Annotated in this window: 22 protein-coding genes and 2 pseudogenes; 14 read left to right on the plus strand and 10 right to left on the minus strand. The window is 66.4% G+C overall.

Annotation, left to right across the window (positions count from 1 at the left end; genetic code table 11):
* The first annotated feature begins 10 nt into the window (after positions 1–10).
* Both A5775_RS02255 and A5775_RS02260 read left to right on the plus strand, forming a co-directional pair.
* Complete coding sequence (locus A5775_RS02255; protein ID WP_197512316.1) at positions 11–676, plus strand: nitroreductase family protein; 666 nt, start codon at positions 11–13, stop codon at positions 674–676.
* Between the two features lie 12 nt (positions 677–688).
* The gene (locus tag A5775_RS02260; RefSeq protein WP_067246761.1) at positions 689–1,516 is read left to right on the plus strand and encodes an oxidoreductase; all 828 of its coding nucleotides are present in this window, start codon (positions 689–691) and stop codon (positions 1,514–1,516) included.
* A 76-nt stretch (positions 1,517–1,592) separates the two neighbouring features.
* Here A5775_RS02260 and A5775_RS25255 read toward each other — a convergent pair.
* Positions 1,593–1,751, minus strand: a pseudogene (locus A5775_RS25255) (LLM class flavin-dependent oxidoreductase); the annotation flags it as partial.
* Between the two features lie 344 nt (positions 1,752–2,095).
* Here A5775_RS25255 and A5775_RS02265 point away from each other — a divergent pair.
* Genes A5775_RS02265 through A5775_RS02280 form a run of 4 tightly spaced genes read left to right on the plus strand, consistent with a single transcriptional unit; the run spans position 2,096 to position 6,521 of the window.
* Entirely contained in the window at positions 2,096–3,304 is a 1,209-nt protein-coding gene (locus A5775_RS02265) for an acetyl-CoA C-acetyltransferase (protein WP_255362095.1), read from the plus strand.
* The gene (locus tag A5775_RS02270) at positions 3,301–4,083 is read left to right on the plus strand and encodes an enoyl-CoA hydratase/isomerase family protein (protein WP_197512306.1); all 783 of its coding nucleotides are present in this window, start codon (positions 3,301–3,303) and stop codon (positions 4,081–4,083) included. The genes A5775_RS02265 and A5775_RS02270 overlap by 4 nt, the downstream gene beginning before the upstream one ends.
* Positions 4,080–5,222, plus strand: coding sequence for a CaiB/BaiF CoA-transferase family protein (locus A5775_RS02275; RefSeq protein ID WP_067247225.1), 1,143 nt, complete (start codon positions 4,080–4,082; stop codon positions 5,220–5,222). Before A5775_RS02270 ends, A5775_RS02275 begins: the two co-directional genes overlap by 4 nt.
* Before the next feature lie 3 nt (positions 5,223–5,225).
* A complete protein-coding gene (locus A5775_RS02280) occupies positions 5,226–6,521 on the plus strand; it encodes an acyl-CoA dehydrogenase family protein (RefSeq protein WP_067246766.1) in 1,296 nt (431 codons plus the stop codon).
* On the opposite strand, the gene A5775_RS02285 is transcribed toward A5775_RS02280, so the two are convergent.
* On the minus strand, positions 6,518–7,153 hold the full coding sequence (locus A5775_RS02285; RefSeq protein ID WP_197512318.1) for an MspA family porin: 636 nt from the start codon (positions 7,151–7,153) through the stop codon (positions 6,518–6,520). The genes A5775_RS02280 and A5775_RS02285 overlap by 4 nt on opposite strands.
* A gap of 275 nt (positions 7,154–7,428) precedes the next feature.
* On the opposite strand from A5775_RS02285, the gene A5775_RS02290 reads away from it, so the two are divergent.
* Positions 7,429–7,623, plus strand: coding sequence for a hypothetical protein (locus A5775_RS02290; RefSeq protein WP_231995099.1), 195 nt, complete (start codon positions 7,429–7,431; stop codon positions 7,621–7,623).
* A 12-nt stretch (positions 7,624–7,635) separates the two neighbouring features.
* Here the strand turns inward: A5775_RS02290 and A5775_RS02295 are convergent, their stop codons facing one another.
* From A5775_RS02295 to A5775_RS02310, 4 genes are all read right to left on the minus strand, one after another.
* Positions 7,636–8,601 (minus strand): phosphotransferase family protein, encoded by a 966-nt coding sequence (locus A5775_RS02295; RefSeq protein ID WP_067246775.1) that lies wholly within the window; start codon positions 8,599–8,601, stop codon positions 7,636–7,638.
* A gap of 4 nt (positions 8,602–8,605) precedes the next feature.
* Positions 8,606–9,403 (minus strand): SDR family NAD(P)-dependent oxidoreductase, encoded by a 798-nt coding sequence (locus tag A5775_RS02300; RefSeq protein ID WP_067246777.1) that lies wholly within the window; start codon positions 9,401–9,403, stop codon positions 8,606–8,608.
* Between the two features lie 61 nt (positions 9,404–9,464).
* Positions 9,465–9,905: a DoxX family protein gene (locus tag A5775_RS02305; protein ID WP_067247229.1), complete on the minus strand. Its 441-nt coding sequence runs from the start codon at positions 9,903–9,905 to the stop codon at positions 9,465–9,467.
* Positions 9,902–10,822, minus strand: coding sequence for an alpha/beta hydrolase (locus tag A5775_RS02310; RefSeq protein WP_067246779.1), 921 nt, complete (start codon positions 10,820–10,822; stop codon positions 9,902–9,904). Before A5775_RS02310 ends, A5775_RS02305 begins: the two co-directional genes overlap by 4 nt.
* Before the next feature lie 89 nt (positions 10,823–10,911).
* Here A5775_RS02310 and A5775_RS02315 point away from each other — a divergent pair, with 89 nt between their 5' ends.
* The 7 genes and pseudogenes from A5775_RS02315 to A5775_RS26175 all read left to right on the plus strand — a co-directional run bounded on the left by A5775_RS02315 (position 10,912) and on the right by A5775_RS26175 (position 18,994).
* The gene (locus A5775_RS02315) at positions 10,912–11,235 is read left to right on the plus strand and encodes a multidrug efflux SMR transporter (RefSeq protein WP_082952858.1); all 324 of its coding nucleotides are present in this window, start codon (positions 10,912–10,914) and stop codon (positions 11,233–11,235) included.
* A gap of 44 nt (positions 11,236–11,279) precedes the next feature.
* Positions 11,280–11,924 (plus strand): annotated as a pseudogene (locus A5775_RS02320) (hypothetical protein); the annotation flags it as partial.
* A gap of 26 nt (positions 11,925–11,950) precedes the next feature.
* Complete coding sequence (locus tag A5775_RS02325) at positions 11,951–12,136, plus strand: hypothetical protein (protein ID WP_067246785.1); 186 nt, start codon at positions 11,951–11,953, stop codon at positions 12,134–12,136.
* A gap of 74 nt (positions 12,137–12,210) precedes the next feature.
* On the plus strand, positions 12,211–12,636 hold the full coding sequence (locus A5775_RS02330; protein WP_067246789.1) for a hypothetical protein: 426 nt from the start codon (positions 12,211–12,213) through the stop codon (positions 12,634–12,636).
* A 192-nt stretch (positions 12,637–12,828) separates the two neighbouring features.
* Positions 12,829–13,227, plus strand: a complete 399-nt coding sequence (locus A5775_RS02335; RefSeq protein ID WP_067246791.1) for an MmpS family transport accessory protein — start codon at positions 12,829–12,831, stop codon at positions 13,225–13,227.
* Positions 13,224–16,052 (plus strand): RND family transporter, encoded by a 2,829-nt coding sequence (locus tag A5775_RS02340; RefSeq protein WP_067246794.1) that lies wholly within the window; start codon positions 13,224–13,226, stop codon positions 16,050–16,052. The genes A5775_RS02335 and A5775_RS02340 overlap by 4 nt, the downstream gene beginning before the upstream one ends.
* A 143-nt stretch (positions 16,053–16,195) precedes the next feature.
* Positions 16,196–18,994, plus strand: coding sequence for an ATP-binding cassette domain-containing protein (locus A5775_RS26175; protein WP_156660544.1), 2,799 nt, complete (start codon positions 16,196–16,198; stop codon positions 18,992–18,994).
* Between the two features lie 114 nt (positions 18,995–19,108).
* On the opposite strand, the gene A5775_RS02350 is transcribed toward A5775_RS26175, so the two are convergent.
* The 4 genes from A5775_RS02350 to A5775_RS02365 are packed head-to-tail and all read right to left on the minus strand — an operon-like array spanning position 19,109 to position 22,124.
* Entirely contained in the window at positions 19,109–19,657 is a 549-nt protein-coding gene (locus tag A5775_RS02350; RefSeq protein ID WP_067246801.1) for a carboxymuconolactone decarboxylase family protein, read from the minus strand.
* Entirely contained in the window at positions 19,654–20,499 is an 846-nt protein-coding gene (locus A5775_RS02355) for a TauD/TfdA family dioxygenase (RefSeq protein ID WP_067246802.1), read from the minus strand. The genes A5775_RS02350 and A5775_RS02355 overlap by 4 nt, the downstream gene beginning before the upstream one ends.
* Before the next feature lie 27 nt (positions 20,500–20,526).
* On the minus strand, positions 20,527–20,859 hold the full coding sequence (locus A5775_RS02360) for a hypothetical protein (protein WP_156660545.1): 333 nt from the start codon (positions 20,857–20,859) through the stop codon (positions 20,527–20,529).
* A 2-nt stretch (positions 20,860–20,861) separates the two neighbouring features.
* On the minus strand, positions 20,862–22,124 hold the full coding sequence (locus A5775_RS02365; protein WP_067246809.1) for an aromatic ring-hydroxylating dioxygenase subunit alpha: 1,263 nt from the start codon (positions 22,122–22,124) through the stop codon (positions 20,862–20,864).
* Positions 22,125–22,132 lie beyond the last annotated feature (8 nt).

Here is a 22,132-nt window from a genome sequence, read left to right on the forward strand (position 1 = left end):
CCAGCCCGACATGCAACTCTACGACGTGATGCGAACGACTTTCGCCGCACGGGAATTCACCGACGACCCGCTGCCCGACGAGGTGCTCGGGCGCATCTTCGACAACGCCCGGTTCGCGCCCAGCGGAGGCAACAGGCAGGGTGCCCACGTCACCGTGGTGCGCGACGAGGCGGTCCGGCGCAGGCTGGCCGAACTCGGCGTGCCCGCGGCCCGTCGCTACTTCGCCCAGCTGCAGGCAGGTGAAAACCCCTGGAACTCAATCCATCCCAGTGAGGTGCCGCAAAAGGACATCGACGCGACGGAGATCCCCGAGACGTTCGTCGCACCGATCACGAAAGCGCCTGTGGTCCTCGTCGTGTCGGTCGATCTGACCGTCGTCGCCGCCATCGATCAGGATCTGGACCGTGTCGGAATCGCCGGCGGGGCTTCGGTATATCCCCTGATTTGGAACGTCTTGCTCGCCGCGCGGCGCGAGGGCTACGGCGGCACCATCACGACGATGGCCATCGCGGCCGAAGATCAGGTCCGCCGCCTGCTGGGAATCCCCGAGTCGCACGCGGTCGCTGCCGTCGTTCCCCTCGGTAAACCGGTGCGGCAGCTGACGAAACTGCGCCGCCGGCCGGTCGCGGAGTTCATCACCCGTGACCGATTCGACGGCCCGGGTTTCGGGGAGTGAGGCGGAATTCTCATGTCCACATGGCTCATCACGGGATGCTCGACCGGACTCGGTCGCTCGCTCGCCGAGGCCGTCATCGGGGCCGGCCACAACGCCGTCGTCACCGCGCGTGATGCCGCCACGGTCGCCGACCTGGCGGAGTCGGCGCCCGAGCGGGTGCTCGCCGCCACCCTCGATGTCACCGAGCCCCCGCAGGTCGCGGCGGCCGTGCAACAGGCTCGGGAACGGTTCAGCCACATCGACGTGCTGGTCAACAACGCCGGCTACGGTTATCGCGCCGCGGTCGAGGAAGGCGACGACGCCGACGTGCGCGCCTTGTTCGAGACGCACTTTTTCGGCACCGTCGCCATGATCAAGGCCGTGCTGCCCGACATGCGGGCCCGCCGCCGCGGTGCGATCGTGAACATCTCCTCGATCGGCGCCCAGCTGACCCCGGTGGGATCGGGCTACTACTCGGCGGCCAAGGCCGCGATCGAAGGCATGAGCGGATCCCTTCGGGGGGAGCTTGCGCCGCTGGGTATTTCGGTGACCGTCGTCGAGCCCGGCGCCTTCCGCACCGACTTCGCCGGGCGGTCGCTGGTCCAGTCGGCCACCGTCATCGACGACTACGCGGCGACCGCCGGGCAGCGTCGCAAGGAGAACGACACCATGGACGGCACCCAGCCCGGAGACCCCGCGAAGGCCGGCGACGCGATCATCGCGGCCGTCGAATCGCCTGAGCCGCCAGGGTTTCTGCTGCTCGGTCCCGACGCGCTGGCTCTCTATCGCTACGCCGCGGACGCGCGCGCCGGCGAGATCGGGAAATGGGAAGAGCTCACCAGCAGCACCGACTTCGACTGAGCCTAGCCGCGCAGCTCGGGCAGCACGCCCTGCTCCCAGGTTGCGAAAAACCCGTCCATGTCGGGGCCGATCACTCCCACACGAACGGGCTCTGGCCCTGCTCGTCGTTCCAGGGGCGGAAGTGGTCGGAGATCCACAACGCATCGAAACCGGCGTTCTCGGCGCGCTTGGCCTGGTCGATCAGTCCCTTCGGGCCGAATTGCTCGCAGGACAGGAAATATCCGATCTTGGTCATTGCGCCCGGCTACCCGCTGACCGCCCGGTTATGCACGCCGACGTGGGGTGGCGCGAATGAGCCTGCGGGTAGCGGCTTTTCCGCTCCCGGCAGCACGAGGCGCAACACCGGCCCCAGCGATCGCGTCCCGGAGGGACCGTGGCGAATGCCCGCAAACATCAGGCGCCGCCGGCGCTGGGGCTGGCGTGGCGCATGTGGCCAGCCGGACGGCCGTGCACACCGACACCTCGCGAGAACAGATTCGCCAATTTGGAGAAGGTGGTTCTCCACACCCGAGAGACGATTTACGATCGCTGGTGACCTGGAACCGCCCACGACGATCGGAGTCCGCCATCGACGCCTGGATTCTCGACGCGGTACGCACGCCCCGTGGGCGAGGCCGCCCCGACGGCGGACTGCACGCCGTTCACCCACAGGCCCTGCTCGCCCGCTGTCTCACCGCGCTGGCCGAGCGGACCGGCTTCGATCCGGTCGACGTTGACGACGTGATCGCCGGCAACGGCATCCTCAGCGGGGACCACGGCGACGACATCGCCCGCCTGTCGGTTCTGCTGGCCGGCTGGCCCGAGACCGTTCCCGGGATGACGTTGAGCCGGTTCTGCGGCTCGGGCCAGCAGGCCGTCACCGTTGCGGCGTCGGGGATCGCCGCCGGCAGTGAGGACCTGGTGATCGCCGGCGGCGTCGAATCGATGTCGCGGTGGGGGGTGACGGCCGGAGTGCCGACGATCGACGGCAACAACCCCGATCTGCGCGCGGCGTACCCTACCGTCCCACAAGGCATTTCGGCCGATCTGATCGCCACCCGGGAGGGGTTCACCCGCGAGGTGGTCGACGCCTACGCCGCCCAGAGTCAGAGCCGCGCCGCGGCGGCCCTCGAGGAGCGGCGCTTCGATCGTTCCGTGGTCGACGTGGCGACGCCGGAGGGCAAGATCGACCGCGACGAGCACCCCCGCCCGGGCACCACCGCCGAGACGCTATCGCGGCTCAAGCCGGCCTTCGAGGCGATGGGAGCCGCGCGCGCCGACGGCGAGCAGCGCACGTTCGACGAGATATGCCTGGCGCGCTATCCCGGCATCGACCGCGTCGATCACGTACACCACGCGGGCAATTCGTCCGGCGTGGTCGACGGCGCCGCCGCCGTGCTGCTCGCCTCCTCCAACTGGATGCACACCCATCAGGTGACCCCGCGGGCGCAGATCCGGGCCACCGCGGCCATCGGCAGCGAACCGATCATCATGCTCACCGCACCCGGCCCCGCCGCTCAGCGATGCCTGCAACGCGCGGGCATGACGGTCGCCGACATCGACCTCTGGGAGATCAACGAGGCTTTCGCCGCAGTCCCGCTCAAGACGATGCGCGACCTCGACATCGATCCCGAAGTGGTCAATGTCAACGGCGGCGCGATCGCCCTCGGGCACCCCATCGGCGCCACCGGCGCCATGCTGATCGGCACCGTTCTCGACGAGCTCGAACGTCGCGATCTGACAACGGGACTGGTGACCATGTGCACGGGCGGCGGGATGGGCACGGCAACGATCATCGAGCGGGTGTGACCATGCCGAGCACGCTGGAGCTCGACCGGCCCTGCGACGGGGTCGCCGTGCTACGCCTGAATCGCCCGCAGCGGCTCAACGCCATCAACGAGGCGATGCAGACCGAACTGCGCCAACTGCTGGGTGATTTGGCCAGCGATACCGCGGTGCGCGCCGTCGTGCTGACCGGTGCCGGGCGCGGGTTCTGTGCGGGCATCGACGTGCGCGACTTCGGGCCGTCGATGCTGGAGGCCAGCGCGCCGGCGCTGGACCGGATGCGCTTCCAGGAAAGGATGGCGGCCCTCGCCGAGGCGGTGCGCGCCTTGCCGCAGCCGGTCATCGCCGCCGTCAACGGGCCCTGCGTCGGCGCGGGGCTCGCGCTGTGCCTGGCCGCGGATATCCGAATCTGCTCGGCCGCCGCATCTTTCGGCAACGCCGCCATCCTGCTTGGGCTCTCGGGCGCCGAGATGGGCATGAGCTATCACCTGCCGCGCATCGTCGGCACCAGCGTGGCCGCCGACTGGATGCTCACCGGCCGCACCGTGTCGGCCGCCGAAGCCGACCGGCGCGGGCTGGTCAGCGAGGTCGTCGAACCGGATCGGCTGGCCGACCGCGCGGTGGAATTGGCCTCGCTGATCGCAAGCCACGCCCCGCTCGGCGCGCAGTTGACCAAGCGCGCCCTGCAGATCAACACCGACGCCGCGAGCCTCGAATCGGCGCTGGAACTGGAAAACCGCAATCAGGTGATTTCGCACGCAACCGACGAGGCGGCCGAACGGCGCGAGAAGTGGTCCCGGTGAGCGGCCCGCTGAGCGGTGTCCGCATCGTCATGATGGGCGGGCTAGGGCCGGCACCGTTTTGCGGAATGCTGCTGGGCGACTTGGGCGCCGACGTCATCCGCATCGACACCCCGGCCGGCGTCGACGGCCCGCTGCCGATCGACTACACGGTCCGGCGCAGCCAGCGGTCACTCGCCGCCGACCTGAAGGATCCCCGCGGCCGCGATCTGGTGCACCGTCTGGCCGCCGACGCCGACGCGTTCGTCGAGGTGTACCGACCCGGGGTGGCCGAACGCCTGGGTATCGGGCCGGACGCGCTGCGCGACCGCAATCCTCGCCTGGTCTATGCCCGCATGACCGGGTACGGGCAGGACGGCCCGCTGGCCGGTCACGCCGGCCACGACATCAACTACCTGGCGCTCACGGGCGCCCTGCACGCCATCGGCACCGCCGAATCACCGGTTCCACCGCTGAATCTGATCGGCGACTATGGCGGCGGCGGAATGCTTTTGGCGGTCGGTCTGCTCAGCGCGATCCTCGAGGCCCGCGAGTCCGGTGTGGGCCAGGTGCTCGACGTCGCGATGGTCGACGGCGTGGCGGCGCTGCTGGCGCCCTACTTCGGCATGGTGCCCGCCGGCACCTGGCGGGATGAACGCGAAAACAATCTGCTCGACGGCGGCGCGCACTTCTACGGCGTATACGCCACGGCGGACGGCGGCCACATCGCCGTCGGCGCCATGGAACCGAAGTTCTACGCCGAACTCTGCGATCACCTCGGCGTCACCGTGCCCCACGACGATGACGCGCCGGCCGCCTGGGCCGCGCACCGAGCCACACTGGCCGCCCGTTTCGCCGAGAAACCCCGCGACGAGTGGGAACAGATGCTGGGCACACCGGAAAGCTGTGCGACACCGGTGCTTTCGCTCACCGAGGCGCCGCGTCATCCGCACCATGTCGCGCGGCAGACCTTTGTCGAACTCGACGGCATCACCCAGGCCGCACCGGTGCCGCGCTTCTCCCGAACTCGTCCGGCCACGCCCGAATCGCCGTCGCTGCCGGGCGATCACACGCGGGCGTTGCTCGACGAACTTGGATTGGACGCCACAACGATCGCCGAACTCGCCGACGCCGGCGTGGTGGCGCAGAGCAAGAGGGGATAGCAGATGTCGTGGGACTTCTCCACCGACCCGGAATGGGCGCAACAACTGGACTGGGTCGAAGACTTCGTCCGCGAAGAGTGCGAGCCGATCGACCTGATCGTCAAGGAATCCCACGACCTCAATGACCCGGTGCGACAGGCGCTGATCCCGCCACTGCAACAGATCGTGAAAAAGCGCGGACTATGGGCCACTCACCTCGGCCCGCACCTGGGCGGCCCGGGTTACGGGCAGGTGAAACTCGCACTGCTCAACGAGATCCTGGGCCGCTCGGAGTGCGCGCCGATCGTCTTCGGCTCCCAGGCTCCCGACTCCGGCAACAGCGAAATCCTGGCGCACTACGGCACTCCCGAGCTCAAGGCACGCTACCTCGAGCCCCTGTTGGACAACCGCATCATTTCGTGTTTCTCGATGACCGAGCCGCAGGGCGGAGCCGACCCGAAGGTCTTTCGTACCGCCGCGGTGCAAGACGGTGATCACTGGGTGATCAACGGCGAGAAGTGGTTTTCGTCGTTTGCCTCCATGGCGTCGTTCATCATCGTGATGGCGATAACCGATCCCGACGCGCCGCCGTATGAGCGCTACTCGATGTTCGTCGTTCCCGGCGATACCCCCGGTATCAACGTGCTGCGCGACGTGGGGCTGGGCTATCAGCCGACCGGGGGCGGGCGCGAGGGCTATGTCCGCTACGAAAACGTCCGGGTGCCAGCCGATCACATGTTGGGCCCGCGCGGTGGCGCCTTCGTGGTCGCGCAGACCCGCCTGGGCGGCGGGCGCATCCACCATGCGATGCGCACCGTCGGCCTGGTCCGCCGGATCTTCGACATGATCTGCGAGCGGGCGGTGTCGCGCTACACCCAGGGCGAGGTGCTGGCCAACAAACAGCTCGTGCAGGAGATGGTCGCCGACTCGTGGATGGAGGTCGAGGCGTTTCGGCTGCTGACCCTGCAAACCGCTTGGAAGATCGACCAATTCAACGACTATCGCGCCGTCCGGGCCGATATCTCGGCGGTGAAGGCGATGATGCAGAAGGTGCTGCACGACGTGTCCTCGCGGGCCCTGCAGCTGCACGGGTCGCTGGGCACCACCCACGAGATGCCCTTCGTGCAGTACCTGGTGGAGTCGTTCGTGCTGGGGCTGGCCGACGGTCCGACCGAGGTGCACAAGGTGACGCTGGCCCGGCTGTTGCTGAAGGACCGCGAGCCCGCGCCCGACCTGTTTCCCTCCGGGCATTTGCTGCGGTTGCGCGCGGCGGCGGAGGCGAAGTTCGCTGACAAGCTGGCGGGTATCCCGCGCGGCTAGACCGATTTCGTGACGCCGACGTAGGACAGCACCACGTCGGACAGGTCGGTCACTCGGGTCAGCACCGCATAGGAGCGGATGAACGACTGGCCCACGCATCCGTCGATCTTGACGTGGAAGTTGCTGATCATCACCCAGGGATTGGCGCCCTTGAACTGCTTCTTGATCACCGGCACCACGATCACCAGACCGGGCTTGAGTCCCACGCTCATCACGCCGTTGATGGGCGTCGAGACGAACGGCAGCAGCGGCGGCAGCGTACCGGTGGCGTCGAACGTGGGGCTGACGCCGGGGATGATGCCGGCACCGCCCTCCATGATCACGCCGTTGGACGTACTCATATCGATTCCGCAGCCGATCTGGTAGCCCACTTCCAGGACCCCGTGGGGCTCTTCCGATCCTCGGAGTGAGCCGACGAAGATGCCGCTGGACATGTATTCGCGTGACGAGATCGCGGTGGTCAACGCTGCCACCGGAACTTGCGCCTCGTCCTTGGCGCCCAGTCCCAGAGTCCAGCCGTCGGGGGTGTTGAGGATCGAGGGCGGATTCGAGGGCACCGTCCCTGTGGCCGGTGGCGCCGCATCGGGAGGGGCTGTGCCCAACTGGGGCTCGGAACCCGCCGAGGGAGCCATGATCACCGACGTGGCGAGGCAAACGACGATGGCCACGGCACGACGAACGACGACGGCAACCGGCCTCACGAACGAAACGGTAAGCAGGGTCCGGTTAGACGCGCGAAATTTGCTGGCCGGCAAACCGAACTTGTTGCTCGTTCGTGACTGTTATGCGATGTAGACTCGGCATCAGTGTTTCGACAATCTCCAGTATTCGGTTACGGGAGAGGGTGACGATGATATTTCGCCGGTGTGCTCGCCTATTGGTCGCGGGTTCGATGATGTTCGCGGCTTTGACCGGCGGCGCTGGCGTAGCGCTCGCGTCTCCCGACGCCGGCCAGCAGCCAGACATGCCGGGGATCGACGAATGGCTGGTCCAATTTCCGGCCACGTTGACCAATCCGATCGACGATGACGAAAACGAGCTGTCGACCAGCGGCGGCGGCGTCGGGATGGTTTGCGAAAACCTCGGGGCCCACTGCGGCTGACCCGCTATCCCCTCAGTCCAGCATCGACCGGCAGCGCGCCAGCAACCCCGGCAGAGTGGCTGCCATGGCTTCCAATTCGACTCGCGGCGAACGCCTTCGGCGATTGTGCTTGACGATCAGCGACCACGTCGCCACCGATTTGAAGCACGCCAATGCGGTGAACCAGGCCAAATCGGTGACCTCGCAACCCAACTCGCGCTGGTAAAGCGCGGCAAGCTCGGCGGTCGGCGGCGCCATCGCCTCCGACCCCGGAACCCTGCGGTAGGTGTCCGGGTCGCAGTTGATCAGGAACCAGCCCACATCGATACGCGGATCGCCGATCGACCAGATCTCCCAATCGATGACCGCGTTGACCCGCGACCCGGCGGCGAGCAGGTTGCCCAGCCGGAAGTCACCGTGCACCACGCGCGGCGCCATCGCGTTGGGTGCGCAATCCAATAGCGCGTCGCGGACCTTCGCCCAGCCGGGCGCCAGCGCCGGGTCGACCGTGCGCAGCGTGTCGGACCAGCGGTGAACTTCGGCGACCGGATCGACAACCGGTTCATCGCCCAGCCCGAGGGCGGTTGGCGAAAGGCGGTGCAGTGCGGCCATGGCCCGGCACGCGTTTCGGTACCGATCAGTCACGCCCTCAAAAGGCACGCACCCGTCGAATAACGGTTCGACACAGTCGCCGTCGACCTGGGACATGACGTACAGCGGGGGTGTGTCCGGCGGATCTCCGGGGTCCTCCCGCAGCACGCCCGGGACCGGAACATCGCTCGCGGCAAGCGCTTTGAGGATGCGGGCCTGGCGCAGCACGTCGCGATGTGCGACCGGTTCGACGCCCGGTGGAGCGACCTTGATCACCACGCGCCGGCCATCCAGGACACCCGCGAAGGTCAGGCTGGAGGCGCCCCCGGCCAGTGGAGCGACGTCGGTGACGCCCGCGCCGGCGAGGCGGGCGCGCAGCTCGCTCAGGTCGAGCTCGGCTCTGCTCATCCAGTCAGCGGGCCGGTTCTGTCCAGCCCACTTCGGCGAGGAAGGGTTGGGTGTGTGCGATGCGCCCGGTCAGGGTCTTGGGATCACCCGTGCACAACCGCAGCGCGGTTTCGGTGATCAGCGCGATGTCTTCGGTGTCGGTCTTGGCCAGGTCGAGGGTGCCGGCGCCGGGGGTGGCCACGGGGTTGGACGGGGCGGCGGCGTTCACCGCGATCCCGTCGTCGTACAGTTCGGCCGCAAGGCTTTTCGTCAACCGATTCAGCGCGGCCTTGGCCGTCCCGTAGATGCCGAAGCCCGCGGTCCGGTCGAACTCGGCGAACGGCGGCCCGGGCGGCAGGTCGCCGCCCACCGAGGTGAGGTTCAGGATCCAGCCGCGCCCGCGCTCGCGCATCGCGGGGATGGCCAACTGGCACAGGTGCAGTGGGCCGAGGACGTGCATCTCCAGCATCAGCCGGGCGCGCCGCTCGGGAAACTCGTCCAGGGGCCGCAGGAAGGTCACGGCGGCGTTGTTCACCAGGATGTCCGGTGCGCCGACGGCGCCGGTCACCTCGGCGAAAAGCCGTTCCCGGTCTTCGGATTGGGACAGATCCGCTTGGACCGCAATGGCTTTCCCGCCGGCAGCCACGATCTCGTCGCGGGTCTGGCTCAGCGAGCCCTGGTATTTGGGATCCGGGTCCATCGTGCGGGCGGTCAGCGCCACGGTGGCTCCGCGGTCGGCGAGCCGCGCGGCGATCGCCTTGCCCAGGCCGCGGCTGCTCCCGGTGACGAGAGCCACCATCCCGTCGCACCGTCCAGCGCTCATCGTCGACCTCCTCCGGAGCCGCCCGCTGTCGGAAACGGCTTCTCCGCATCAGAGAATGCCATTATCGCCGGTCGAGGGGAAGCCTCCGCCCGCGCAGCGCGTCGATCGAGTAGCTGCCCCCGCCCGTGAAGACCAGCAGGAAGAACGCGAAGCAGAACAGGATCGACAGCGATCCGCCGTTGCCTGCAGGCGGGTCGGCGACCGGCCACAGTGCCTGAGGTTGGTGCATCCAGAAGTAGGCGACCGCCATCTGTCCCGAGGCGATGAACGCGGCGGTGCGGGTGAACAAGCCGCCGGCCACGAGCAGGCCCGCAACGATCTCGATCAATCCGGCATACCAGCCCGGCCAGGATCCGAACTCGACGATCACGGGCGAGCGGACGGGCCAACCGAAGACGCTCCTGGACCCGTACGCGGCAAAGAGCACACCGTAGACGAGGCGAAACACGCTCAGCACCACCGGAGCGTGACGGGCCAGTCGGCGGTCGAGACCGTTCGTCACGAGCGACACGTTACGGTCGCGGTCCAGTCGAACAGCCGCCGCCACAGCCGGTGCCGGCTGGTGGCCATGTTGTGGCAGTGCGCGCTGTCGGCCAACACCACGGTGGTGATGTCGGGGCTACTGCGGTACAGGGCCGCCTCGGAGCGGGGATCGGGTGAGACGTCGACGACGCCGAAACCGACGAGCACCGGGACGTCGATCCGCGCCGCGTATTCCGCCACGATGCCCGGGATCATCGCCGTGCCGAACACCCGCGGCACGACCGACTTGGCGGTGACGGAGTCGGCCGCGACGACATCGGCGGGAACGTCGGGGAGGTGAAACCAACTCTGTAGATGCTCGCGTGGCCCCTCGAAATACGGCTGCGGAAGCGCGGCGAGGATCTCCTGGGCGAGCTCGGCGCGGCCCTGCGGGGTCGCCGCGCGCGCGATCAACGCGGCATCCAAGTTCAGCGGCGCGACGTGCTGGTTGGTGCACCCGAGAATCGCCATGCCGGCGTAACTGTTGAACAGCGCTTGCTGAGTGATGGCGAGGTACCCGCCCAGCGAATGCGCCACGGCCACCGGCGGAGCGTGGATGCCGATGGTGCCGGGCAGCGTATCGACGGCGCGGGCCAGCGCGGCGGCGATGTCGGTGAAACCGAAATCGCGCGCCGGTTGGGAGCTTTCACCGGTGCCCAGGGGGTCGACCGTCACGACGGCGTAGCCGTTCTCGGTGGCGAAGTCGGCGAAGCTGTACCCGTCGTGGCCGGGGATGTTGAGATCCCAGTATTCGCGGCTGTAGGTGCCACCCGGCAGGCAGACGAGCACTGCCGCGGCGGCGCTCGTGCGCGCGGGGTAATAGGTCGCCGCCAGCGCTGCCCGCTCACCGATCGCGTCGGTGACGTCGAGGCTCAACGCGTGAGCGGGAAAGGCCATCGCACGCAACTCCTTTCCGAACGGTCGCCGGCACCGGGGTGATCAGTCTGTCAGGTTCGACTTACCGGCGGCTAGCGTTGTCGGGCATGTTGACCTACCTGTACCTGCTCGGCGCGATCTTCGCGGAAGTGGTGGCGACCAGCCTGCTCAAAAGCACCGAGGGTTTCTCCCGGCTGTGGCCGACCGTGGTTTGCCTGATCGGATACGCCATCTCCTTCGCGCTGCTGGCGGTGTCGATTTCGCGCGGCATGCAGACCGACGTCGCCTACGCGTTGTGGTCGGCCATCGGCACAGCCCTCATCGTGTTGATCGCCGTGCTGTTCCTGGGTTCGTCGATATCGCTGACCAAGGTCGTCGGCGTCGGTCTGATCATCGCCGGTGTGGTCACGCTGAATGTGACTGGGGCCCACTGAGGGCAACAGCCAGGATCGACCCAACGACTCGTAGCAGGAGAACTGTGACATTCCGACCGCTCGGCCTTGTCCTCGTCGCGTTGACCATGGCGCTGGCAATGCTGCTCGCTCCGCTCGCCTCGGCCGACACCTACACCGACGAGCTGGTCGCCAGGTTCAACGCCGAGACGCATGTGGTGACCGACCCCGGGGCACGGCCGCCGCTGCGGAACGCCGACGAGCTCAATCAGCAGATCCTCGCCGGTCCGTGGACGTGGAGCCCCCAACCACCGATCTGGGTGGCGGCCGTGGCGCCGGGTAACAGCGGTGTGACCACGGCGGATGCCGTCCACGCCGCCATGGTGGGGCGCGATCCCCAATTCAGTGGGGTCATCGTCGTCATCGACTCTCACGGCTACCACGTGGGTGCCTACCAGGTCCCCAAGGTCATTGCGGACAGCGTCGACGAATTGATGAATCAGTCGGCCACCGCGCACGGACCCGACCCGTACGCGACGACGAGTGCGTTCGTCACTAGGCTGGCCGGCGTCAACGTGGCCGCCAACGGACCGGTGACCACCTCTCCCGTCGCGCACGAGAAGCACGATGACTGGGCATGGCTGAAGGTGACGTCGGTCATCTTCGGCATCGCACTGGTGATGGCCGGGCTGCTTTGGTTCGCTGTGCGCCGAAATCGCAAGCACCGCAAGGCCCATCGATAAGCGAGGATTGCCGAATGAGTACGGACAAGATCAATCGCGGCATCCTGCTCGCCATGGTGCTGATCGGAGCGATCGCCTACGGCTTGCTCTACAACCACGCGTCGATCATCTTCAAGCTGCTCGTACCGCTCGCCCTGCTCTTCCTGCTGGGCCTGGTCATCCGCGACGTGATCAAGGACCGGGACTCCGGAAAGCACTGACGCCACGCCGCACTGATTGAGGTAGCGTTCTCCACGAGTTTTCGCTCGTCCGACAGCGGAGCAAGGACTGAAGAATGAGTTCAAGTCTGTACGGTCTTCTGACCGTATTGAGCCTCGCGCTGGCATTGCTCTTGGCGGCCATCGCCGGCTTCTATGTCAATCGCCTCGAGGGCCGACCCACCGCTGGAATCAGCGAAGAAATCGGGAGCGCCAAAGCGGTTTTGCACAAGGTGCGCAAACGTGAACCGATGTCGCAGGATGAGCTGGACTACGCGAAGCAAGTCGTCGCTGATCGTCGGTCGCTGATGGCGCTCTGTATCCCGGGCGCGCTGTTCATGTTGAGCTGCTTTTTCGTCTTCGGCAGCCTGTACCACCTGCACGGAGCGACCCCTTCCGAGCGGACATTCCTCGGGGTGCTCCCGATGCTGACCTCGACGAACCTGGCTATTCAGCTTCGCCGCAGCGCAAGCCTGAGGCGGCGGCTGCAGAAGCTGTCCTGACCAGACGCCCGTTCAGGTTGCGATCTCACTGGTCTTTGCACGATCATATGTCCATTGGATACATGACCGTCTACTATCCATGTGGACTCCGCGGCGGTAGCGGGGGCAGAACACGATGTGCGGACCGGATTCGGCAGAGGTGATCGAGTGAGCCCTCGTTCAGCCGGGAGGACTCTCCTGGCGCGAACCTGGATGCCGTTGGTCGCCGTCATCGCGGTCGGTGTGGGCCTGCTGTGCATGTACAAGGTGCATCAGTTCTCCGAACCGGAGCCGGTCATCACCGTCAATGGTCCCCAGGCACCCGAGCAGTTCAACATCAAACGCATCACCTATGAGGTGTTCGGCTCCCCGGGTCAAAGCGGGAAGCTCGTCTACATCGACATCGACGGCCACCCGCATCAGGTTGATGTCACGACCCTGCCGTGGACCCACACGGAAACCACCACACTGACGGTGGCGTCCGGCAGCATCTCGGTGCACGTTCGTGGCGGCCAGGTGAGCTGCCGGATGCTGGTGGATGGCGTAGTCCGCGATGAACAGACGGGTGACCATCAGGACGCCGACGTCCAGTGCAGAGTGAAATCGGCATGAGCGAGCATCACCGCGACGAGCCCCGGGTCAAGCGTCCCTTCATACCCAGGATGGTCCGCACTTTCGCGATACCGATCATCTTCTTCTGGGGTTTGCTCGCGGTCACGACGAATACCTTTATGCCCCAAGTAGAACGGGTCGCAGAAGAACTCGCCGGACCGATGGTCCCGCACTACGCCCCCTCCCAGCGGGCACTGCTGCACATCGGCGAAAAGTTCCACGAATCCGACTCGACCAACTTGACCATGGTGGTGTTGGAGGCGAACCGGCCGCTGGCGGATCAGGACCACCGCTACTACGACGATCTGATGCGCCGCCTCGAGCGCGACACCAAGCACGTGCAATACGTCATGGATTTGTGGGGCAAGCCGTTCACCGCGGCGGGGGCACAAAGCGTCGATGGCAAGTGCACTTATGTGCTCCTTCGTCTCGCCGGCGATATCGGCCAGATCCAAGCCAACCAATCCGTCGACGCCGTCCGCGACATCATCAAGAAGGACCCGCCACCACCGGGCCTCAAGGTCTATGTCAGCGGCGCGGCTCCGCTGGCCTCCGACACACTGGCCATCGCCAACGCGAGCCTGAACAACGTCACGATCGTCACGATCATCCTCATCGTCGTGATGCTGCTGCTGGTGTACCGCACCCCTTCCACGCTGTTGGTGCCCTTGCTCGGAGTCCTCATCGAGATGCTCGTCGCGAAGGGCGTTGTCTCGACCCTGGGGCATTACGGGTACATCGAACTCTCGTCGTTCGCCGTGAACATCGTCATCGCGCTGACCCTGGGAGCGGGAACGGATTACGGCATTTTCCTGATGGGCCGATATCACGAGGCACGGCAGGCCGGCGAAACCCGGGAGGACAGTTTTTACATCGCGTACAAGGGCGTTGCGCCCATCATCATCGGCTCCGGGCTGACGATTGCGGGCGCGTGTTACTGCTTGACGTTCGCGCGCCTCAATTACTTCCACACCATGGGCCCCGCCGTCGCGCTCACCATGCTGTTCACCATCGCGGCGGCGATGACGCTGGGACCGGCGGTCTTGACCGTCGGGAGCCTTTTCGGGATGTTCGACCCGCGAACCAGCACCAAGGGACTTCTGTATCGGCGCATCGGGGCGAGCGTGGTGCGCTGGCCGGTGCCGATCCTGGCGGCCAGTTCCGCCGTCGTCATGCTCGGGGCGATCTTCGTGCCCACCTATCGGCAGAACTACGACGACCGCCAGTACCAGCCGGCCGGCGCCCCCGCGAATCTTGGTTTCCAAGCGGCGGATCGGCACTTCCCCAAGAGCAAATTGTTCTCCGAGATGCTGATGGTCGAGACCGATCACGACATGCGCAACTCGGCGGACTTCATCTCGCTGGACCGGGTCGCCAAAGCGCTGATCCGGTTGCACGGGGTGGCGATGGTCCAGGGCATGACCAGGCCGTTGGGCCGCGCGCTCGAGCACGCCAGCATCCCGTACCTGTTCACCACGCAAGGCAGCGGCAACGGCCAGCAACTGCCGTTCAACAGGGAACAGAACTCCAACACCGATGCGCAGGCTGAGATTCAGGCGCACTCCGTCGCGGTCTTGCGAAAAGAAATCGGGTTCTTCCAAAAGGTGTCCGACGAACTGCACCAGACGGTGCTCACCGTCGAGGACCTGGAAAGAATCAGCAAGGAGATGAACGAGGAAGTCTCAAACCTCGACGACTTCTTTCGTCCGATCAAGAGCTACTTCTATTGGGAAAAGCATTGTTTCGACATCCCCATCTGCTGGGCGTTCCGATCGTTGTGGGACACGATCGACCACATCGACCACCTGGCCGAAGACATCACCCAGGCCAGGGTCTCCCTCGCCGAGGTGGACAAGGCTTTCCCGCAGATCATCGCCCAGCTGAACGCCACCGCGGACGACACCGAGGCACTGCAGTCGAAGTTGATCAACAGTTACGGCTCGGCGGACCTGCAGTCCATCCAAACCGACCAGACTTTCGACGACCTGATCAATGTCGGCAACGACTTCGACAAGTCCCGCAGCGATGACTACTTCTACATCCCGCACGAGGGGTTCGACAACGAGGACGTCAAGACGGGCATGAAGCTGATGATGTCGCCGGACGGCAAGGCGGCCCGCTTCATCGTCACCCACGAGGGCGACGCGATGGGTCCCGAAGGTGTGGAGCATGTCGAACAGTTCCCCGACGCCATCAAGACGATCCTCAAAGAGACGTCCCTGGCCGGCGCCCGGGTCTACATCGGCGGTTCGGGGTCCAACGACAAGGACATCAAGCAATACGCGATGTCGGACCTGCTGATCGCGGCGATCGCCGCCTTCGTGCTGATTTTCTTGATCATGATGTTCATCACGCGAAGTCTGGTGGCGGCGTTGGTGATTCCCGGTACGGTGGCGTTCTCCTACGCCGGCGCGTTCGGGCTGTCCATACTCTTTTGGCAGCATCTCGTGGGCCTGCACCTGCATTGGCTGGTCCTACCGCTGACGTTCATCATCCTGGTGGCGGTCGGGTCGGACTACAACCTGCTGCTGATCAACAGGGTCAAAGAGGAGTTGCACGGCGGCATTCACACCGGTCTCATCCGGGCACTCGGAAGCACCGGCGGCGTGGTGACGTCTGCCGGATTGGTGTTCGCGTTCACCATGCTGGCCATGCTCACCAGCGATCTGCGAACCATCGGTCAGGTGGGCTCCACCGTGTGCATCGGCCTGCTGCTCGACACACTGATCGTGCGTTCGTTCGTCGTGCCGGCCATCCTGCGGATCCTCGGGCCGTGGTTCTGGTGGCCGACGTTGGTGCGTTCCCGCCCGTTGCCGCAGCGCTGATTCCCGTCGACAAGGGCTACCTGAAAATTTGATAAGAGAGCGCATTTGACCCCGGGCATAATCGTGGCGTGACAGCCGCCACGGCGATCGCGCCGCCACGGGCTCCATCGCTACGACCCAGTGAACTGGCGCAGGCATCGGTGATGGGCGCCCTGTGCGCGGCGATCGCGATCATTGCCGTCGTCCTCCCGCACGCCGGGGGGCTGGGATTGCTGGGCGCCGTGCCGATGGGTCTGCTCGCCTATCGCTACCAGATTCGCGTGCTGATCACGGCTACGGTCGCCGCCGGCGTGATCGGCTTCCTGGTGGTCGGCTTGAGCGGCTTCATGACGGTCCTGCTCTGCGCCTATGTCGGTGGCCTGGCTGGAATCGTGAAACGCCGCGACCGCGGCACGCCGACCGTGATCGCCGTGTCCTTTGTCGCCGGTGTCGTCGTCGGTGCTGCGGCGGTCATCGCATTGACCGTCCTGGCGCGGTTCCGGCGGCTGGTGTTCGGCGCGATCACCGCAACCGTTGACGGAGTCGCGGCGATCATGGCGCGGGTACCGTACCTGCAGGCGCCGGCGCAGGAGTTCAAGCGGTTCTTCGCCGAAGCTTTGAATTACTGGCAGTGGCTCGTCCTCGGATACGCCGCCGTCGCGATCACCGTCGCTTCGGTGATCGGTTGGTGGGCCCTGTCGCGGGTGCTGCAGCGGCTGCGCGGCGTTCCCGATGTGCACAAACTGGACGCGCTGACCGAACGCGGGCCGATTGCGCCGGTGCCTGTGCGGCTGGACGAGGTGCGCTTCCGCTACCCGCACGCCGACCATGACGCGCTGCGGGCGGTCAGCCTGGACGTGCGGGCAGGCGAATACGTCGCGGTCACCGGCGCCAACGGCTCGGGGAAAACCACGCTGACGCTGATCTTGACCGGCCGCGAACCGACATCGGGCACTGTCGAACGCCCCGGCGCCGTGGGTCTCGGTCAGCTCGGTGGCACCGCGATCGTGATGCAGCACTCGGAAAGCCAGGTGCTGGGCACGCGGGTGGCCGACGATGTGGTCTGGGGGCTGCCGCCCGGCAAGACCACGGACGTCGACCGGCTACTCCGCGAAGTCGGGCTGGCCGGCCTCGCCGAACGCGACACCGGTGGCCTGTCCGGCGGTGAACTGCAGCGTCTGTCGGTGGCCGCCGCGCTGGCGCGGGAACCGTCGCTGATCATCGCCGACGAGGTCACCGCCATGGTCGACCAGAAGGGCCGGGACGCACTGCTGGCCCTCCTGTCCGGTCTGACCGACCGTTACGGCACGACCCTGGTGAATGTCACCCACTACACCGACGAGGCCGAATCCGCCGACCGCACGGTCAATCTCAGCGCTTCGCTGGATAACACCGCTATGGTCGAGACCGCGCCCGCGCCGGCGGCGACAGTACCGGTAAACCACCAATCCCACGCGCCGGTGCTCGAACTCGTCGGTGTCGGCCACGAATACGCCAGTGGCACCCCCTGGGCGAACACCGCGCTCCGCGATGTCAGCTTCACGGTGCATGAGGGCGACGGGCTGCTCATCCACGGCGGCAATGGCTCCGGAAAGTCGACGCTGGCGTGGATCATGGCCGGATTGACGAAGCCGACCACCGGTGCCTGTCTGCTTGACGGGCGCCTCGTCGCTGAGCAGGTCGGCGTGGTCGCACTCAAGTTCCAGGCGGCCCGGCTGCAGTTGATGCGCAGCCGTGTAGACCTGGAAGTGGCCTCTGCGGGCGGCTTTTCGCCTGACGATCACACCCGGGTGACCGCGGCGCTGGCGGTCGTCGGCTTGGACGCCGCGCTGGCGAAGCGGCGCATCGACCAGCTCAGCGGCGGCCAGATGCGCCGCGTGGTCCTGGCCGGGTTGCTAGCGCGGTCGCCGCGGGTATTGATCCTCGACGAGCCACTGGCGGGGCTGGACGCCGCCAGCCAGCGCGGTCTGGTGCGGCTGCTCGCGGATCGGCGACGCGAGACCGGTCTGACCGTAGTGGTCATTTCGCATGACTTCGCCGGGCTGGAAGAGCTGTGCCCGCGCATCGTGCACCTGCGCGACGGTTCACTGGAACCGTCTGCGGCCCAGCGCAATACGTCACCTACGGACTTGCCGCCGAAGCCCCCTGCCGCCCGCCGCCGTCCCGTCGTGCTGTTGCGACCAGTTCCCGGGAGCTCCCGCTTACACGAGCTGTGGGCCGGCACCAAACTGATTACCGTTTTTGGCATTTCGGTGTTGTTGGCGTTTTTCCCAGGATGGGTGGCGATCGGACTGGCGGCCGCGCTGGTGCTGGCGGGAGTGTGGGTAGCAGATATTCCGCGAGGCGTGCTGCCGTCGGTGCCGCGCTGGCTATGGATTTTGCTGGCCATCGTCGGTGTCGCTGCGACATTGGCGAGCGGGAGTCCGGTGATCCACGTGGGCACCGCGTCCGTCGGCCTCGGCGGCCTGTTGGACTTCCTGCGCGTCACCGCGATGTCGGTCGTGTTGCTCGGTCTCGGCGCGATGGTGTCATGGACCACCAATGTCGCCGAAATCGCGCCCGCGGTGGCCACGTTGGGTCGCCGACTGCGACGATTGCGGATCCCGATCGACGACTGGTCAGTCGCCTTGGCGCTCGCACTGCGCACCTTCCCGATGCTGATCGACGAATTCCGGGTGCTCCACGCGGCTCGCCGGTTGCGGCCCAAACACACGCCGCGGTCCCGCAGGGCCCTGCTGAGGCGACGGGCGGGAGAGGTGATCGATCTGATCGTCGCGGTGGTCACCGTGACATTGCGGCGCGCCGACGAGATGGGCGATGCGATCACCGCGCGCGGCGGCGCCGGCCAGATCTCGGCGGCCCCCTCACGACCGAAACTTGCTGACTGGATCGTACTTTCGATCGTGGCGGCGGCGTGTGGCGCCGCGGTCGCGACAGAGCTGACGTTGGTCGCCGGCCACTAGCCCGAATACGCTCACAACCATGCCAGTGCCCGATAGCGCAGGTGCCGGCGCTCTAGTCAGTCACCTCAGAGGTCGGTGACCCGGGGACGCCGAATCGCCGGTGACGCCCCTGGCCTACCGTCCCTCGTCTTGGACACCGAAAGTGTTGACGACCAAGGCCAGCAGCAGGTAGCCGCCGATGGTGAAAGTCAGGTCCATGCACTGCTGTTCGGTGAAGAGCCGGCGAAGTTCATCCCAGGTCGAACGGCCGATGGTGCTGGTGCCGGTGAGGTCGTCGACGGCCTGGATGACGGCCTGGTCGGTCCGGTCGGCGCTGCGGCCTGATCGAACGTCGTCGATGTCGGATTCGGTCAGGCCGGCTCGCAGCGCGATCGGGATGTGGTGCGACCACAGGTAGCCGCAATCGCATCGGTGCACCGCGCGCAGCAGCGCGACTTCCCGGATCCGGGGCGACAAGGTCGACCGGGTCAGCAAATACGCATTGAACGGCAGGTAGGCCGCGGTCAGATCGGGGTGGCGGACCAGGGTCGACAAAACATTGCCCGCGCCAACGGGGTTCGCCCGCTCGGCCGGGATCAGGGACGCCAGCGCGTGCCGGGCGCGCTCGTCCCACTCGTCGGCGGGCAATGGTGTCAGACGGAGCGGATGCTGGTCGGCTGTCATTCGATCGGCTCGTCGCCGAGCACGGTGGTGCGCAGCATCTCCCGTGGGGAGTCCGGGTCGTACGGGGCGGCACGGTGCAGCACCCCGCGGTTGTCCCAGATGACGGTGTCCCCGACCGACCAGCTGTGGCTGTAGACCTTGTCGGGCACCGTCGCGCGCGCCAGGAGCTCGTCCAGAAGGGCCCGGCCCTCGTCGAGATCCATGCCCACGACGTAATCCGCGGAGGCGCCCAGCACGAGTGATTTGCGGCCGCTGCGGTGCGTCCACACCAGCGGATGCTCATGGGTACGCCGAGATCGCCAGCGCTGCACCTGTTCCGGCGAGGGATCCGGATACACGCGGCGCTGGGAGGCTTCCAGCGAGTGCACCACACGCAGGGCGCCGAACCGGTCCTTCTCTTCATCGGTCAGGGCGTCGTAAGCGGCGTACGAGTTGGCAAACTCGGTTTCACCGCCCCACTCGGCGACCTGCACCGCCGAGAGCACCGTGGCCTTCTGAGGACATTCGTCGCCCAGCGGTGTGCAGCCATCGATGTGCCAGTCGAAGGTGGCCTTCAGATAGGCGGCCGAGGCGTTCTTGGACTTGTCCAGGGTGATCGGGTAGATGCCGGGCACCGGGTGGTGGCCGTCGGAGGAGTGATCGATCTCGCCGAGGCGCCGGCAGAAGCCGACCTGGGCCGCCGGGTCGAGCTGCAGGCCCCGGAAGACCAGAACTCCGTTGTCTTCCAACGCATCCAACACCGCCGCACCGACCGAGTCGTCACTCGCGAGCGCGGCAGGCTCCAGGCCCGCGACTTCGGCGCCGACGAACTCGGTGAGTTTGGTGATGGTGAGCACACTCATGGTCGCTCCTCTCGAAGAAGGGATGAATCAGGGCACCGGCCAGCCGGTCCGGGTCATGACCGCGTCGGCGGCGTCGACCGGGGCCGGTTGATGCATGATCTCCACCGCCATGGCGACCATGATCAGCGAATAGATCATGTGCAACAGGTTGAGTGCGTCGTCGGGCAGGTTGTCGAGCGGGAACTTGTCGCAGTAGTCGATCGCCTCTTCGAGGCGGGGGAAGAACGCGTCATAGAAGTCGCGCAGCTCCGGCATCGACGCGCCGACCCGGGCATTCCAGCGTTCGGTTTCAGTGGCCAGGCACCAGGTTTGGGCGTAGTCCTCCAGCTCGGCGAACGCGCTGGGCAACAGGCTCGGCATGCTCACACCCCCACCGGATGCTGTTCGCGGCGATAGGCTTCGACCCAGTCGACCGCGACCTTGTGCAGGTGGCGCACCAGGATCTCTTGGTCATTGAGGGGAAACTCGTCGACGATGCCGTATTCCAGTGCCGCCTGTGTCCCGCCGAGCATCCCGGCGTCTTGCAGCGCAAACTCTTTGAGCACCACCGCGGCGACTTCGTGCTCGATGCGCTCCCGCACGGTGCTCGCCGGGTGGAAGTAGGTGTATGCCTCGAACCGGTGCGTGTTGTGCGAGGTGGGCCAGTACCGGTACAGCAGATACCACCCGCCATAGATCAAAATCTCGATGTTCGGGAAGATCTGGAAGTTGCTGATCCCCCAGGGCTCGATCCCACCCGGGTTGAGCCCGGCCGGCAGCTCGCCGATGTCGGGGGTCCGCCACGGCCCCACCAGGCCGCTGCGGGTGGCGCGCTCGATCGGGTACATGTATTCGGGCGGCAGCAGCCAGCGGCGCCGCCCGGCGGTCGAGACCAACCGGTGCGGGCCGTCGAGTTGGAAGTGCCCACAAGTGAATCCGGCGTTGGGCTCGCGCACCTCCGCCGGCACTTGTTGTGAGTGCAGCGAGGGTACGTGGTAGTACTCCTGGAAGGCGTCGGCGAAGATCTTCCAGTTGCTGTTGTTGTGGGCCACCCAGTCGTAGCGTTCGGTCAGCTTCCCGAATGGATAGTCGTCGAGTCCGGTGATCATCGGACCGAGGAACTCGCGCAGACTCTGGCGCGGCTCGGTGTCGAAGTTGATGAAAATGAAGCCGTTCCACACGTCGCAGTGCACCGGCCGCAGCCCGTACTCAGCCCGATCGAGGTCGAAGAACTCCGATTCCTGCTGAACGAATTTGAGTGCGCCCTGCAGGTCGTAGCGCCAGCCGTGGTACTTGCAGGTGAACTGCCGGCACGTCCCGCGGGTCTCCTCACCGGGAAAGTCGTTCCACACCAACTTGTTTCCGCGGTGCCGACACACGTTGTAAAAGGCGCGGATCTGCTCGTCTTTGCCTTTGACCAGGATCACCGAAGTCCCGACGACTTCGATCTCTTTGGTCAGGTAGCTGCCGACACGGGGCAGTTCCTCGACCCGGGCGACGTTGAGCCAGGCCCGCTTGAAGATCGCCTTACGCTCGAGTTCGTAGAACTCCGGAGACGTCGAATCTCTGAAAGAGACTGGACCGGTTCCCAACTCGGGGTAGTGCTCGGTCCAGGAGCCCTCGGGGGGCCGGCCTGCTCTTGTCATCGAATCCT

Origin of the sequence: Mycobacterium sp. 852002-10029_SCH5224772 (assembly GCF_001667315.1) — a bacterium.
Taxonomy (GTDB): domain Bacteria; phylum Actinomycetota; class Actinomycetes; order Mycobacteriales; family Mycobacteriaceae; genus Mycobacterium.